15 protein-coding genes are annotated in these 14,875 nt (G+C 60.9%); 11 read left to right on the plus strand and 4 right to left on the minus strand.

Going from position 1 to position 14,875, the window contains the following annotated elements; translation table 11 throughout:
• Positions 1–46: 46 nt before the first annotated feature.
• Positions 47–1,042, minus strand: coding sequence for a TRAP transporter substrate-binding protein (locus tag ACLH0I_RS05605; protein ID WP_411386510.1), 996 nt, complete (start codon positions 1,040–1,042; stop codon positions 47–49).
• 220 nt (positions 1,043–1,262) lie between these two features.
• Between ACLH0I_RS05605 and ACLH0I_RS05610 the strand changes: the two genes are divergently transcribed.
• The 9 genes from ACLH0I_RS05610 to ACLH0I_RS05650 all read left to right on the plus strand — a co-directional run bounded on the left by ACLH0I_RS05610 (position 1,263) and on the right by ACLH0I_RS05650 (position 9,747).
• Positions 1,263–1,775, plus strand: a complete 513-nt coding sequence (locus ACLH0I_RS05610; protein WP_250965855.1) for a type VI secretion system amidase effector protein Tae4 — start codon at positions 1,263–1,265, stop codon at positions 1,773–1,775.
• Positions 1,772–1,996 carry a hypothetical protein gene (locus ACLH0I_RS05615; RefSeq protein WP_250965856.1) on the plus strand — a complete coding sequence of 75 codons (225 nt, stop codon included), beginning with the start codon at positions 1,772–1,774 and terminating at the stop codon, positions 1,994–1,996. The genes ACLH0I_RS05610 and ACLH0I_RS05615 overlap by 4 nt, the downstream gene beginning before the upstream one ends.
• 440 nt (positions 1,997–2,436) lie before the next feature.
• Positions 2,437–3,591, plus strand: coding sequence for a mandelate racemase family protein (locus ACLH0I_RS05620; protein ID WP_186708935.1), 1,155 nt, complete (start codon positions 2,437–2,439; stop codon positions 3,589–3,591).
• 71 nt (positions 3,592–3,662) lie between these two features.
• Positions 3,663–5,285 carry an ABC transporter substrate-binding protein gene (locus tag ACLH0I_RS05625; RefSeq protein WP_207963199.1) on the plus strand — a complete coding sequence of 541 codons (1,623 nt, stop codon included), beginning with the start codon at positions 3,663–3,665 and terminating at the stop codon, positions 5,283–5,285.
• A gap of 34 nt (positions 5,286–5,319) precedes the next feature.
• A complete protein-coding gene (locus ACLH0I_RS05630; protein WP_411386511.1) occupies positions 5,320–6,357 on the plus strand; it encodes an ABC transporter permease in 1,038 nt (345 codons plus the stop codon).
• Positions 6,357–7,265, plus strand: coding sequence for an ABC transporter permease (locus tag ACLH0I_RS05635; RefSeq protein ID WP_411386512.1), 909 nt, complete (start codon positions 6,357–6,359; stop codon positions 7,263–7,265). Before ACLH0I_RS05630 ends, ACLH0I_RS05635 begins: the two co-directional genes overlap by 1 nt.
• Before the next feature lie 10 nt (positions 7,266–7,275).
• Positions 7,276–8,115, plus strand: a complete 840-nt coding sequence (locus ACLH0I_RS05640; RefSeq protein WP_411386513.1) for an ABC transporter ATP-binding protein — start codon at positions 7,276–7,278, stop codon at positions 8,113–8,115.
• Between the two features lie 10 nt (positions 8,116–8,125).
• Positions 8,126–8,893: an ABC transporter ATP-binding protein gene (locus ACLH0I_RS05645; protein WP_411386514.1), complete on the plus strand. Its 768-nt coding sequence runs from the start codon at positions 8,126–8,128 to the stop codon at positions 8,891–8,893.
• 131 nt (positions 8,894–9,024) lie between these two features.
• A complete protein-coding gene (locus tag ACLH0I_RS05650) occupies positions 9,025–9,747 on the plus strand; it encodes an oligogalacturonate-specific porin KdgM family protein (RefSeq protein WP_250965861.1) in 723 nt (240 codons plus the stop codon).
• 158 nt (positions 9,748–9,905) lie between these two features.
• On the opposite strand, the gene ACLH0I_RS05655 is transcribed toward ACLH0I_RS05650, so the two are convergent.
• Entirely contained in the window at positions 9,906–10,649 is a 744-nt protein-coding gene (locus ACLH0I_RS05655) for a FadR/GntR family transcriptional regulator (RefSeq protein ID WP_186708942.1), read from the minus strand.
• A gap of 97 nt (positions 10,650–10,746) precedes the next feature.
• On the opposite strand from ACLH0I_RS05655, the gene ACLH0I_RS05660 reads away from it, so the two are divergent.
• The gene (locus ACLH0I_RS05660; RefSeq protein ID WP_411386515.1) at positions 10,747–11,460 is read left to right on the plus strand and encodes a FadR/GntR family transcriptional regulator; all 714 of its coding nucleotides are present in this window, start codon (positions 10,747–10,749) and stop codon (positions 11,458–11,460) included.
• 269 nt (positions 11,461–11,729) lie between these two features.
• Here the strand turns inward: ACLH0I_RS05660 and ACLH0I_RS05665 are convergent, their stop codons facing one another.
• Complete coding sequence (locus tag ACLH0I_RS05665) at positions 11,730–12,146, minus strand: VOC family protein (RefSeq protein WP_411386516.1); 417 nt, start codon at positions 12,144–12,146, stop codon at positions 11,730–11,732.
• A gap of 383 nt (positions 12,147–12,529) precedes the next feature.
• Between ACLH0I_RS05665 and ACLH0I_RS05670 the strand changes: the two genes are divergently transcribed.
• Positions 12,530–13,075 (plus strand): DUF4256 domain-containing protein, encoded by a 546-nt coding sequence (locus ACLH0I_RS05670; protein ID WP_411386517.1) that lies wholly within the window; start codon positions 12,530–12,532, stop codon positions 13,073–13,075.
• A gap of 176 nt (positions 13,076–13,251) precedes the next feature.
• Here the strand turns inward: ACLH0I_RS05670 and ACLH0I_RS05675 are convergent, their stop codons facing one another.
• Positions 13,252–14,754: a hypothetical protein gene (locus ACLH0I_RS05675; RefSeq protein ID WP_411386518.1), complete on the minus strand. Its 1,503-nt coding sequence runs from the start codon at positions 14,752–14,754 to the stop codon at positions 13,252–13,254.
• Between the last annotated feature and the right edge of the window lie 121 nt (positions 14,755–14,875).

The raw sequence follows: 14,875 nt of genomic DNA on the forward strand, positions 1-14,875 counted from the left end.
GGGACGACAGACCGGCACCGCCAGGGCGGCGGCACCGGCCAACCAATCACTGGGCTTTGTTGGAGGCTTCGGCGGCTTTGATCAGGTCAGCGCCGATATCGCCTTCGAACTTCTTCCACACCGGTTTCATCTTGTCGCGCCATGCGCCGCGTTCTTCTGGCGTCAGGGTGATGATCTCGGTGGTCTTGGCGTCGAGGATGCGTTGTTTGTCGTGCTCGTTCAGCTGCGCCGCCTCTTTGTTCACCTGGGCGGTGACTTCTACCAGGATCTTGTCCAGTTCAGTGCGGATGTCCGGCGGCAGGCCGCTCCAGAACTTGGTGTTGGTGATCAGCATGTAGTCGAGCAAACCGTGGTTGGACTCGGTGATGTACTTTTGCACTTCATGCATTTTCTGGCTGTAGATGTTCGAGTACGGGTTTTCCGCCCCGTTGACCACACCGGTCTGCAAGCCTTGGTACACCTCGGCGAAACTCATCTTGCGCGGGTTGGCGTTTACCGCCTTGAATTGCTCTTCCAGCACGGCCGATGCCTGTACGCGGAACTTCAAGCCACGGGCATCCTTGGGTTCACGCAACGGCTTGTTTGCCGACAACTGCTTCATGCCGTTGTGCCAATAGGCCAGGCCGGTGATGTTCTTGCTTTCCATGGACTTGAGCAGCTTCTGGCCTTCAGGGCTCAGCTGGAAGCGGTCCACAGCGGAAATGTCATCGAACAGAAACGGCAAGTCGAACAACTGCACCGTCTTGGTGTACTGCTCGAACTTGGCCAGCGACGGCGCAATCATCTGCACGTCACCCAACAGCAAGGCCTCCATTTCCTTGCCGTCGCCGAACAGTGAAGAGTTGGGGTAGACCTCGACCTTCACTTTGCCTGGCAGCCGTTCTTCCACCAACTTCTTGAACAGCAGTGCGCCTTGGCCTTTTGGTGTTTGTTCGGCGACCACATGGGAGAACTTGATCACCACCGGATCTGCCGCCATGGCCGTGCTCATCGCACTCAGGGCCAACGTGCAAGCGAGCGCTTTCCAGATAGGTTTGAACATTACGGGCTTTCCTCTTGTTTTTAGTATTTTCGTGCGGGCTCATTCAAAACACGGCACGGCGGAACAATGATGAGTCTAGGCAGAAAAACAACTTGTCGGGGGCGGTCAATGGGAAAAACCGTCCTTTGGCTGTACGTCTCGCCAGCGCTTATTGAATCCATCGGGCGAGTGGGTCTGCTAGGCTATTCGTCCAGGATAAAAAACTCATGGAGAGGGCAGAATGTTTACATTCGACACGTTGTGGAAAAGCCATCCGCAGATATTTGGCGATGCCGCGCCTTGCAGAACGAATGGTGCCAAGAACTTCAGTGACCAATGCGCGATCAACCTTGGCGTGGCCCTGCGTCGCGCTGGTGCAGACATGAGCCAGCTCAAAAGCGTGCGACATTGCTGGCAACACCCCAAGAGCGACGGGCACATATTGGCCGCCGAAGAGCTCGCCAAGGCCTTGAGTCGCGCCAAGATTCCTGGCTTGCAGGCCATGAAGGCCATTAAAAGCGAAGAATTCGAAGAGACCCTGAGCGGGCAGCAGGGCGTTATTTTCTTCAAGGACTTCTGGCGTCGGGCAAACGAAACCACAGCCAACCGCAGCGGCGATCACATCGACCTGTGGAATGGCCGTCGCCTGACGGATTGGCTGAGCTACCCACGTATACAAATGGGTTTTTCGATCGAAGGCACGTTCTCGGACTTTCACGATTCCAAGGACATCTGGTTCTGGAAAGTCATATGAACGTCATCAAGGAAACTTTGTTCGTTCTCCTGATCATCGTGTTGGCGGTCGGCACATTTAATTTGGCGTTCATGGCCGTTGGTAGTTATTTCGGGCCGTTCTACGAGAGCGAAGCAGACCAGAGCCGCAACTTTGCGATCTGGTTGTTTGGCAATGTCGGGGTGGTGGTCGTGGCCGCGTCGGTGGGCATTGTCTGGAGACGACGCAAACCTCGGGTCTAGCCAGGCAGCCAAAACCTGCACAAAACCTGGACCAGGGCGTCCATCTTCCGCAGCCACCGCCTCCCACAGTTTTGATCCCGAGTGTTCACGAATTCTGCGACCACCACCGACCACCCTGTGGGAGCGAGCTTGCTCGCGAAGACGTCGGCACAGCCAACATCACCGATTCAGACAGACCGCCTTCGCGAGCAAGCTCGCTCCCACAGTTTTTATCCTCCCGCCATCGTGGCCTTCCTGCGGCGAGTTGTATCTTTTTCGTCTCGTGATATGACGACATTCTAAATATCGCTCAAGAAAAATTACCTCTTTTCACCAGTCCTCCCTCACGACTCCCTATTTTTATTGATTTTGTGGGTTGACAGCTCACGTGAAACCTCAGAATAATCTGTCACGTTGTATGACGACATACAAATAAACAATAACAACAGGGTGTTCCCTCTATGCGAATCACAGGCGTTCACGTCGAAGTCTTCTCCACACCTTCGCGCCGTGCCCAGGACAGCGCCGGTCACGCCCATCCGGGCGATGAGGTCATGATCAAGATGGCCTTGCTGCGAATCGGCTGCGACGATGGCTCCGAGGGTTATGCCTTTGGCCCGCCTGAGTTGATTCGTCCGCACATCATCGAATCCTTCGTGCGCAAAGTGCTGATCGGCCGCGATCCGATGGACCGTGAAAGCATCTGGCAGGACCTGGCGCACTGGCAGCGGGGCAGTGCCGGGCAGTTCACCGACCGGGCGCTGGCGCTGGTGGAACAAGCGTTGTGGGACCTGGCTGGGCGCAAGCTCAAGTTGCCGGTGCATAAACTGATTGGCGGTTATCGCGACAAGGTCCCGGCGTACGGTTCGACGATGTGCGGCGATGACTTGCCGGGTGGGTTGTCGACGCCGGACGAGTATGGCCAGTTCGCCGAGAAGCTGGTCCAGCGCGGCTACAAGGCCATCAAGTTGCACACCTGGATGCCACCGATCTCCTTCGCGCCGAATCCGCAAATGGACATCCAGGCCTGCGCCGCAGTACGTGAGGCAGTAGGCCCGGACATCGCGCTGATGCTCGACGGTTACCACTGGTACAGCCGCATGGACGCCCTGACCATCGGCAAGGCACTGCAGAAGCTGAATTTCGCCTGGTTCGAAGAACCCATGATGGAAGACTCGGCGGAGTCCTATGCCTGGCTGGCCGCCAACCTGGACATCCCGGTGTTGGGCCCGGAGAGCATCGCCGGCAAGTTCCACAGCCGCGCCAGTTGGGTGACCCAGAAGTCCTGTGACATCCTGCGCGCCGGCGTGGCCGGGGTCGGAGGTATTGGGCCGTGCCTGAAAGTGGCGCACCTGGCCGAGTCGTTCGGCATGGATTGCGAGGTCCATGGCAATGGCGCGGCGAACCTGGCGGTGGTCGGGGCGATCAGCAATTGTCGCTGGTACGAACGCGGCCTGCTGCACCCGTTCCTTGACTATGAAGAGGTCCCGGCGCATCTCAACAGCATCGTCGACCCCATGGACGCCGACGGTTTTGTGCATCTATCCGACCGGCCGGGCTTGGGCGAGGACATCAACTTCGCGTATATCGAGGCCAACACCGTGTCCCGACATTGAGTCTGTTCCACGCCTGAGGCCGATGACGGCCCGGGCGACAAGTCTTTATAAATATAAGAAAGGACTGAACCATGAATCTCTGGCCCAAGCGCCTGACCAGGCTGCTGTGTGTCACCGTGGCCCTGTGCGCAGTGCAGGTGCCCGTCAGCCTGGCCCAAGGCGAAACGCCCCCCGACCAATTGGTGGTGGGCATGAGTATGATCAACCTGTTGTCCCTGGACCCTGCCGCGGCGACGGGCCTGGAGGTCGCGGAGGTCAACGCCAACGTCTATGACATGCTCCTGGAGCAGGACGCCGCGCAGCCCGACACGCTGATTCCGGCCCTGGCGAAAACCTGGGACATCAGCCCCGACCGCACGCGCCTGACCTTCCAATTGCGCGACGACGTACGGTTTCACTCGGGTGCGCCCCTGACCGCCCAAGACGTCGCCTGGTCGTTGCAGCGCGTCGTCACCCTCAATCGCGCCCTGGCCTCCACCTGGAAGGCCTACGGTTTCACCGCCGACAACGTGGTCAAACTGATGCGCGCCGAAGGCCCGCACACCTTTGTGATGGAGTTGCCACGGGTCACCGACCCGATGCTGGTGCTCAACACCCTGGCGACCTCACCCAGCGCCTTCATCATTGATCGCAGCATCGCTTTGCAGCATCAGGTCGGCGACGACCAGGGCGCGGCATGGTTGGCGACGCACACGGCCGGGTCCGGCGCGTTCAAGCTCGACATCTGGCGGGCCAACGATGTGATCCTGATGAGCCGTAATGACGACTATTGGCGCGGCGCGCCGAAGTTGCGCCGGGTGATCATGCGCAACATGACGGAGTCCCAGGCCCTGCGCCTGATGGTCGAGCGCGGTGACCTGGACGTCGCCCGCGGCATGGCGGCCACTGACATCAAGGCCTTGGGCAAGGTCGATGAAGTGCGCATCCAGAGCATTGCCCGCGGCACGCTGTACTACGTGGCGATGAGCATGCAGCAACCGCTGTTCCAGGACATCCGCGTGCGCCAGGCCGTCCGCCTGCTGATCGACTACCAAGGCATCAACGACGTGGTCATGCCGCACTACGGCGTGATCAACCAACGGCCCTTGCAGTTGGGACTGCCGGCTCGCCTCGACGACCCGGGTTATCGCCTGGACGTGGCCGAGGCCAAGCGTCTGCTGGCGGCGGCCGGGCATGCCGAAGGCTTCAAGGTGACGATTCGTTCACTGACCGATCCGCCGTTCATCAACATCGCCACCAGCCTGCAAGCGACGCTGGCCCAGGCGGGGATCCAGGCGACGATCATCACCGGCACCGGCAACCAGATCTATGGGGCGATGCGCGACCGTCAGTTCGACATCCTCGTCGGTCGTGGCGGCGGCGGGGCGGAGCGGCATCCCCATTCGAGCCTGCGGGCCCTGGTGTACAACCCGGACAACCGCACCGAAGCCAAGCTGAGCAACTTCCAGGGCTGGCGCACCTCGTTCTTCGACCCGCAGCTCAATCAACTGATCGAGCAAGCCGAGCGCGAGCGCGACCCCGAGCGCCAGCGGGAAATCTATGCACAGATCCAGACCCTCTACGACCAACAGGCCGGGGCGATCATGCCGGTCTCGCAGATGGTCGACGAAGTGGTGATCCACGCGGATGTGCGCAACTACATCGGCCACACCGCCGCGACCACGCGTCTTCGCGACGTCTACAAGCAGCGCTGAAATCGACGGCCACAGGGCCAAGGCAGGAATGAACATGTCGACTGCATCCTTTTCAATCTGGACCACCCGGGCCGCTTCGGCGACCCGGCGCGGCGGCTCGGTGGCGGTGACGCTGCTGGGGTTGCTGCTGCTGACTTTCTTTATTGGGCGGGTGATGCCCCTGGACCCGGTGCTGGCCATCGTCGGCCCGGACGCCGACGCCTCGGCCTACGCCCAGGTGTACAAGGAACTGGGCCTGGACAAGCCGTTGTGGAGCCAGTTCGCGATTTACCTCGGCGACCTGCTGCACGGTGACTTCGGCATGGCCTTGCTGACCGGCAACCCAGTCATCACTGACATCGCCCGGGTCTTCCCGGCTACGTTGGAACTGGCCACGCTCGCCATCCTGTTCGGTGTGCTGGCGGGCCTGCCGCTGGGTGTCTACGCGGCGACCCATCAGGGCCGTGCCGGTGACCATGTCGCGCGGCTGATCACCCTGTTCGGTTACTCCACGCCGATTTTCTGGATCGGCATGATGGCCTTCCTGGTGTTCTACGCCTGGCTGGGTTGGGCCGGCGGCGTCGGGCGCATCGGCCTGGCCTATGACGGGTTGATTCCGAAACACACCGGGCTGTTGCTGATCGACACCGCCTGGTCCGGCGAGTGGGAAGCCTTTCGCAGTGCGCTGCGGCACATCCTGTTGCCGGCGGTGATCCTCAGCTTCAACTCGGTCGCCTACATCAGCCGCATGACCCGCAGCTTCATGCTCGAGCAACTGTCCCAGGAGTACATCATCACTGCTCGGGTCAAGGGCTTGTCCCAACGCCGCATCGTCTGGGGCCATGCCTTCGGCAACATCCGCGTGCAGCTGTTGACCATCGTCGCCCTGGCCTATGGCGGCCTGCTGGAAGGCGCGGTGCTGATCGAAACCGTGTTCGCCTGGCCGGGCTTCGGCCAGTACCTGACGAGCAGTTTGTTGCTTGGCGACATGAACGCGGTGATGGCCTGCGTGCTGTTGATCGGCCTCATCTTCGTGACGCTGAACCTGATCAGCGATGCGCTGTACAAGATCTTCGACCCGAGGACTCGCTAATGAACCTGCCCCTTGCTTCCAGCGCCCCTGGCAGCGCCACGTTGCCGGCTTCCAGCACGGCGGCGATGGTCGCCAGCACCTTGCGCCTGTTGCGGTTTTTGCTGCGCAACCCGATGACCTTCGCCGGCCTGATCGTCGTCGCGACCCTGATGCTGGTCGCGGTCTTCGCGCCGTGGATCGCCGGCCACGACCCGCTGTTGCAGAATCTCGCCGGCGCCTTGCAGGCACCCAGCAGCGCGCACTGGTTCGGCACTGACGAATACGGTCGCGATGTGTTCGCGCGGTTGGTGTATGGCTCGCGCGTCACCCTGTACATCGTCTTGCTGGTGACGGTGATCGTCGGCCCCATCGGCCTGTTGGTCGGCACGGTTTCCGGTTACTTCGGTGGTTGGGTCGACAGCCTTTTCATGCGCATCACCGACATCTTCATCTCGTTCCCCAGCCTGGTCCTGGCGCTGGCTTTCATCGCGGCCCTCGGCCCGGGCCTGGAGCATGCGGTGATCGCCATCGCACTCACGGCCTGGCCGCCGATTGCCCGGCTCGCCCGCGCCGAAACCCTGCCGCTGCGCAACGCCGACTTCGTCGTCGCGGTGCAGCTCCAAGGCGCGTCGAGCACTCGGATCATCCTGCGCCACATCATCCCGATGTGCCTGTCGTCGGTGATCATCCGCCTGACCATGAACATGGCGAGCATCATCCTCACCGCCGCCGCCCTGGGCTTTCTCGGCCTCGGCGCCCAGGCACCGTTGCCGGAGTGGGGCGCGATGATCTCCACCGGGCGCCGCTACATGCTCGAAAGCTGGTGGCTGGTGGCAGCACCCGGTGCGGCGATCATGCTGGTCAGCCTGGCCTTCAACCTGTTGGGCGACGGCTTGCGCGACGTCCTCGACCCCCGCAGCCAATCCTGAGGAACCGGCCATGACTGAGATAAAACTTGCGGTACAGGACTTGTGCGTGGAGTTTCGCAACGCAGGCAAAACCTCCCTGGCGGTGCGTGATGTGTCGTTCACCCTGGGGCGTGAAAAGCTCGCCATTGTCGGCGAGTCCGGTTCGGGAAAATCCACCGTTGGCCGCAGCCTTCTACGCCTGCATCCGCCGACGGCGCGGGTCACCGCCAAGACTTTGCGTTTCGCCGATGTCGACCTGTTGGCCGCCAGCGAAAAGCAGATCCAGGCGATTCGCGGCGCACGCATGTCGATGATCATGCAAGACCCCAAGTACTCGCTGAACCCGGTGGTGCGGGTCGGCGAGCAAATCGCCGAGGCGTACCTGGCCCATCACAAGGTGCCCCATCGCGAAGCCCGCGAGCGGGCGCTGGACATGCTCGCCAAGGTGCACATTCGCGATCCCCGGCGCGTCTATGACCTGTATCCCCACGAGGTCTCGGGCGGCATGGGCCAGCGGATCATGATCGCCATGATGGTGATCACCGATCCCCAGGTGATCATCGCCGACGAACCCACGTCGGCGCTGGATGTGTCGGTGCGCCGACAAGTGCTCAACGTGCTGGAGGAGTTGGTCAGCGAGCGTGACCTGGGGCTGATTTTCATCAGCCACGACCTGAACCTGGTGCGGTATTTCTGTGACCGCGTGCTGGTGATGTACGCCGGGCGCGTGGTCGAGTCGATTGCCGCCGCCGACCTGGATCACGCCACCCATCCCTACACCCAAGGCCTGCTGGCCGCACTGCCGAGCCTGGACCATCGGCGCGCCACGCTGCCGGTGCTGCAGCGTGACCCCCATTGGTTGAATGCTTGAGGAGCCTGTCATGAGCATGATTGAAATCGCCGGCCTGAACCTCTGTTTTGGCACCGGCGCGGCACTGAACGCGGTATTGCACGACGTCGATTTGAGCGTGGCCGAAGGCGAGGCGTTCGGCCTGGTGGGGGAGTCCGGTTCGGGCAAGACCACCGTGCTGCGCTGCCTGGCCGGGCAGTACCAGCACTGGACGGGGCGGCTGCACGTCGCGGGTCAGGCGGTGACGCGCAAGCTGCCGCTGAACCACTACCGTACCGTGCAAATGGTTTTCCAGGACCCGTATGCCTCGTTGCATCCGCGCTACACCATCGATGCCGCGTTGCAGGAACCGCTACGCATCCATGGCATCGACGGGCGTGCCCAGAAGGTCAGCGAGATCCTGCGCAAGGTCGGCTTGAACGACAGCTTTCGCTTCCGTTATCCGCACCAGTTGTCCGGTGGCCAGCGCCAACGGGTGGCGATTGCCCGGGCGTTGATCCTGCGTCCCCGGGTGCTGTTGCTGGACGAGCCGACTTCGGCGCTGGACGTCTCGGTGCAGGCGGAAATCCTCAACCTGCTGGCCGACTTGCGTCGCCAGGAAGGGCTGACCTACCTGATGGTCACCCATGATCTGGCGGTGGTTGCGCACCTGTGTGATCGGTTGGCGGTGATGCAGCAGGGCAGGGTGGTGGAGACGCTCGACAGTCATCTGCTGGCGAGCGATGGCGCCACCCATGCGTACACCCGTTTGCTGGTGCAAGCCAGCCGCGACATACAGCGAATACCTATCGCTGTCTGAGGTAACTGTTTCGTAGCACGTGTTTTAACCCGAAGAAGACGTTGAACCGCAGGTTTCAATGCCGCGCACGCGCTCGCCTGTGATTTGGCGTTCAACCCAACTAAATCATTCAACTAACAAGAATAAAAAATATGAAAAAGACACTCGTCGCGCTGTCCCTCGCTTCTTTGTTCTCTTCCACTGTTGCCGTGGCCGACACCGGTTATATCAACGTACGCCACCAGTATGCGGAACAGACCCGCATGCACGCCGACCGCGCCAAGTTCGGTATGCGGCTGGACAACGGTGTGGGATTGGAAGGTGAACTCAAATACAAGACCGCCGGTGATCGCGAAGACGTCGCCTTCGACAACACCGTTGGCAGCGGCCATGAATTCACCGTCAACTACCAGCACAAGATCGATGATCGCTGGACACTGACGCCCTCGTTCGCCATGGAAAGCGATGAGGAATCCACCACCTACAAGATGGGCATGCGCCTGGGCTACAAGATCACCAAGGAGCTGAGCATCGCCGGACGCTACCGTTACGATTCCTCCAAGCTCGACCGCGACAAGATCGACCGTGACGTACCGGACAACGGCCAGGACGACCAGAAGATCCATCGCTACGACGTGTACATCAACTACGCCAACCAAGGGCCGTGGGCGTATGAATATCAACTGACGTACTTCGATGCCAACTACATCCGTTATAACGGCGGCACCGACGACTATGAGCAGAATGCCGTGGTCAAGTACAAATGGGACAAACGCTGGGCGCCGTTTTTTGAAGTGGGTGATATCAAAGTCAACTCCGTCGACAATGATCGCCAACTGCGCCTGCGGGTGGGTATTCAATACAACTTTTTCTGAGTTGTGGAGCGGGCCTACAGACAGCACTGCTGATTCAAGGAATAGATGAACCTGTGGCGAGGGAGCTTGCTCCCGCTGGGCTGCGCAGCAGTCCTTCTTTGTGGGCGCTTCGCGCCCAAGCGGGAGCAAGCTCCCTCGCCACAGGGGCCTATGGGCGCTTATTCGTTGTAAAAGGCCTGGCGCTGCTGGGTTTCGCACAAACGCATGCGGCTGTTGCTTAGGTGCAGGTACATGGCCGCCCGCGCCGCGTCGACATTGCCGCTGGCGATGGCGTCGAAGATCTGCTGGTGTTCGGCGTTGATCCCTTGCAGGTAAGCACTGCGGTCACTTTGCCCGGAATAGGCGGAGTTCATGCGGGTACGTGGGATCAGCTTCGTGCCCAAGTGCTTCATGATGTCGATCAGGTAGTAATTGCCGGCGGCCTTGGCGATTTTCAGATGGAACTGGAAGTCGGCATTGATGGTGGTACCGGACTTTTCCGGCCCTTGCAGCAACGCCTCCAGCGCCTGGGCCAGTTCCGCCAGGGCTTCGGGGGTTGCGCGCTGGGCCGCCATGCCCGCGGCCTGGACTTCCAGGCTCAGGCGAAACTCCAACAGGTTGAGCACATCCGACAACGTCGCAATGGTCGCCGGCCCCAAGGTGAAGCCCTCTGGTGCCGGCATGTCGAGGACAAAAGTGCCGACGCCATGGCGCGTCTCCACCAGCCCCGCCGCCTGCAACCGCGACAGCGCTTCACGCACCACCGAACGACTGACGCCTTCGGCCTCCATGATATGCACTTCGGTGGGGAGCTTTTCGCCGCACTTGAGAATGCCGTCGCGCATGCGCTGGGCAAAGCGGTCGACCAGGGTTTCGGCGAGGCGGCGTGGCTTGTTCAATGGAGATAACGCTTGATCCGTCATCGGCGTGCTCTAGTGTGATCAGCGGGCATTATAGTGAGTTTTGGCGCAAGGTCGCGGCTATAATGCCGCGATCGTCTGGCTTTAATGGAAAGGTGCAATGGACCGTGTCACACCCGATCGACGCCTGAGCATGACCCAGCAACTGGTGGTCGACCTGACGCAGCAGATACTGGCCGGCGAGTTGCCCGCAGGCAGCAAGTTACCCACCGAACAAGTCATCATCAAGGAACGCGGCGTCAGCCGGACAGTCGTCCGCGAAGCCATGTCGCGACTCCAGGCCGAAGGCTTGGTGGAAACCCGTCACGGCATCGGCACCTTCGTGGTGGACACCGCCCGCCCCGGTGATTTCCAGGGCAGCAAACACGTCAAGGGCGGCGCCTACGATGCGCTGGCCGTCATCGAACTGCGCCTGAGCCTGGAAGTGGAAGCCGCCGGCATCGCCGCCCAACGCGCCACGCCGGAGCAGTTGCAGGCGATGCGCGAAATGCTCGACGCATCGAATGCCGTTGACCCAACGGATGACGAAAGCGCACGGCTCGATTTCGAATTTCACCGGCAAATCGCCCAGTGCACCGGCAACAGCTTTTTCATCGACGCCATGGCCCATGTGGGCAATACGCTGATCGCCGTCGTGCAACAGGCCGGACCGGCGGTGACGGGTGAAAATCGGGCGCTGGTGGTGCGTGAGCGGGAGCAGATCTACGCGGCGTTGGCGCGGCATGACGGGGAAGCCGCGCGGGCGTCGATGCGGTTGCATTTGATCAACATGCAGCAGCGGGTCGAGGGTGCGGTGGAGTTGACAACGCAATAACCCCCACCGCAGATCCTGTGGGAGCGAGCCTGCTCGCGAAGACGGCCGCATATCCAACATCACCGGCCCAGACAGACCGCAATCGCGAGCAAGCTCGCTCCCACAGTGTTGATCCCGGTTGTTTGCAAATACTGTGTCCACCACCCACCCTTGTGGGAGCGAGCTTGCTCGCGAAGATGGCCGCATATCCAACATCACCGGCCCAGACAGACCGCTATCTTGAGCAAGCTTTGCTCCCACAGTTTTTGATCACAGCACCCAGTTGAAGCTCAGGGCTCCAACGCCGGGCCCTTCAACTCGATCTGGTTGCCATCCGGATCAAAGCAATAGATCGACCAGCCTTTGCCCTCCGCACCGTAGCGCATCTGCGCTTTCTCAACGGTCAGGCCGGCTGAGTTCAAATGAGCCAGGAGGGCGGGCTCATCAAACGGCTCGATACGCAGGCAGAGGTGATCGACATTATGCCCCTGCTTACCCGCCGCCGGCCCACCCTGGCGACCAAGAGGCCCGTCCACAGCCACCAGGTCAATCATCGAAACACCGGTGCCCAGATGAAGCATGCCAAGATCGTCCCGACGCTTCTTGAGCTCGCAACCGAGCACCGACGTATAAAAAGCCAGGCTGCGCTCAAGGTCTTTCACGCGCAGGACGATGTGGTCGATACGTTGAATCGTGAAGTTCTTCATAAAGGCCTCATGTGCTCAGTGTCGCATCGGGTATTGCCCCAGGATCCCACACGCTATCAGGGCTTCTGATACCGTGCAAAAAACCTGATAGGGGAATGGCATAAGCATGAAGCCATCACGAATTTTCATGATTCACGCCGTTTCATTGGCAGTAGATGTGCTTCACTTTTCCTGTTGTGTAGTCACCATGAGCGTCTTGTTAACCCCCAAGGAATGCTTGCGCTTGCTTGAAAAGCTGCAGCAGATTAAGAGCTCAAGGCGCTGCGTGGCTATTGTCAGAGATGACAGTCGCCGAGGCTAAATTGAAATACCTGATATGAAATTTCGCCGGAAACGGTGATTAGAGCGTGCACATTCAATCGGCCAGCCAGGGACTCCGAGCCATGAAAAAACAAGAACAAGAAAGCCTTATCCAAACCCTGAAAACCCGCTTCGAAAAAAACCTGAACCGCCACCCAGACATTCCCTGGGCCGACGTTCAGACCCGGCTCGAAGCCAACCCCAACGCCCTGAAGTCCCTCCAAGCCATGGAAGCCACCGGCGGCGAACCCGATGTGATCGGCCTCGACCCAAAGACCGGCACTGTCACCTTCTGCGATTGCGCCAAGGAAAGCCCAACCGGGCGCCGAAGCCTCTGCTACGACCGCGCGGCCCTGGATGCGCGCAAGGAGAACAAGCCCAAAGGCAGCGCCATCGAAATGGCCGAAGCGATGGGCATCGCCCTGCTGACGGAAGACCAGTATCGGGCCCTGCAAACCCTCGGTGAGTTCGATGCCAAGACGTCCAGTTGGCTGGCAACCTCTCCAGCGCTTCGCGCCCTCGATGGGGCGATTTTTGGTGACTACCGCTATGGCCGGGTGTTCATCTACCACAACGGTGTGCAGTCGTATTACGCGGCGCGAGGGTTTCGCGGCGTGCTGAGCGTTTGAGCCCTGCCCCTGTGGCGAGGGAGCTTGCTCCCGCTGGGCTGCGCAGCAGCCCCCCGGCGGGGCGTCAGGAGGACACGGTTGGCAGGGTTTGCGACTGCTGCGCAGCCGAGCGGGAGCAAGCTCCCTCGCCACAAAAGCGCCATGCTTTGGAAGTGTCTCCATGTAACGAAATCGCCTTACTGGAAATCCAAAACCTCACTCCCCTTGGCCTCAACCATCTCGCCAAACGCCGGCAACCGCGCCACAAACGCCGTCTCGAACGCCAGATACCGATCCTGCCCCGGCACATAACGAACCTGCGGCTTGACCCGCACAATATCCTTGGTCGACAGCTTCACCACCTCATTGCTGCCCTGGTTCCAGAACCACGCCAGCGTGTGGGTGCCGAAGGTATTGGCGCGGTAAGTCCAGACCCACCAATCGCCGTGCCCTCGCGAAACATGCAGTTGCCCATGAAACGTGCGCAACGTAATGACTTGCTTGGGCTGGGTGACGAGCAGGCGCGTGTCCTGGCGCAGTTCACTGCCGAAACCGTCCAGCATCGCCTTGGTCTTGGCCCCGGTCATGAAGTTGAAGCGCCACGCCAGCAGCACGGTGTCCTGATAACCCGCATGCTCAGCGTTCTGCCGCGCGCCTTCGCTGAACAACAGGATCTCGTCGCCCCCCAGGTAAGCGGTTGATGCGCGCAACTTGTAGGCTTCAGCGGGCATCCGTTTGGCGACGACGGCCTGGTGCGGCGGGTCTTGGTGCCAGACCCAGCACTTCGGGCCGTTGTGCTGCATGAACAGCAAGCGGCGAGGGCCGATGGGCAGGATCGTCAGTTCATCGGCGCATTCGAAAATCACCTCGCTGCTGTCCGCCGTGATCCGCCAGATCCGGGTCAGATGCTCGGGTTCGTAGAGGCGCTGGCGTTCGAACACCTCCGAGTCCACCACCACACAGGGTTGTTCAAATTCTGGCCATTGCACCCCGGCAGGGCCGAACGCCGCGATCTCATTGCCTTGCCGAATTTCGTATTGGTAGCGGTCGTCCCTGCTGTAATCGCCACGCACGACCCGACGTTTCCACAGGCTGCGCTGGGCATCGGCGTCGATGAGCTGCAAGTCTGCGCCGTCCACGCCATCGGTGCGGTGTTCGAGCATGTCCTGCTCGGCGGGCGGCCACTGGTTGTAATCGATCAGGAAGCACAACCACTGGTCTTCGTCCTGCTCGGTGATCGCGGCCCAACCGTTGCGGTAGTTGTCCTCATGCACATAGGTGTCGCCGGGGTAGTCATGGACTTCCTGCAGCCACTTCACCTTGCCGCGCTTGGGTTTGGCCGGTTTGCGCGCTTTCACCGCAGGGGGCTCGATCAACGTCGCCGTGAACCTCGGCTCCCCCTGCGAGCTTTGCCAATGCCTGGCAAACGCCTCGCGCTGGTCCGAGGGGAAAACCACCGGCCGATAATCATCGCCACCGGCGTCCAGGTTCCACAAGTCAAACCCCTGAGCCGCCAACAGCGGCGCCAGCGCCTCGAAGCAGACCTCGGGCATCTCGTTGGACAGCTCATCCAACAACGCCTCGAACCCCGGCCCGGCAAACACACCGATGTCGGGATAGTAGTGCTGCAACAGCCCGAGCACGTCGCTGCCCGGTGTTTTCCAATCGATATGAACCAATGGATCAAAACGAGCTGCCATCACGCCTGCCTTCCCCTGTGATTTTACTTGCGCCATCTTAGCCGTTCCTCAGCCACAGCACCCCGCCCAAGCAAGCCACCCAGTGTGGCGAGGGGATTTAGCGAAACGTCGCACCGCCCCG

The sequence above is a fragment of the Pseudomonas sp. MPB03 genome (assembly GCF_046605385.1).
Taxonomy (GTDB): Bacteria; Pseudomonadota; Gammaproteobacteria; order Pseudomonadales; family Pseudomonadaceae; genus Aquipseudomonas; species Aquipseudomonas zanjanensis.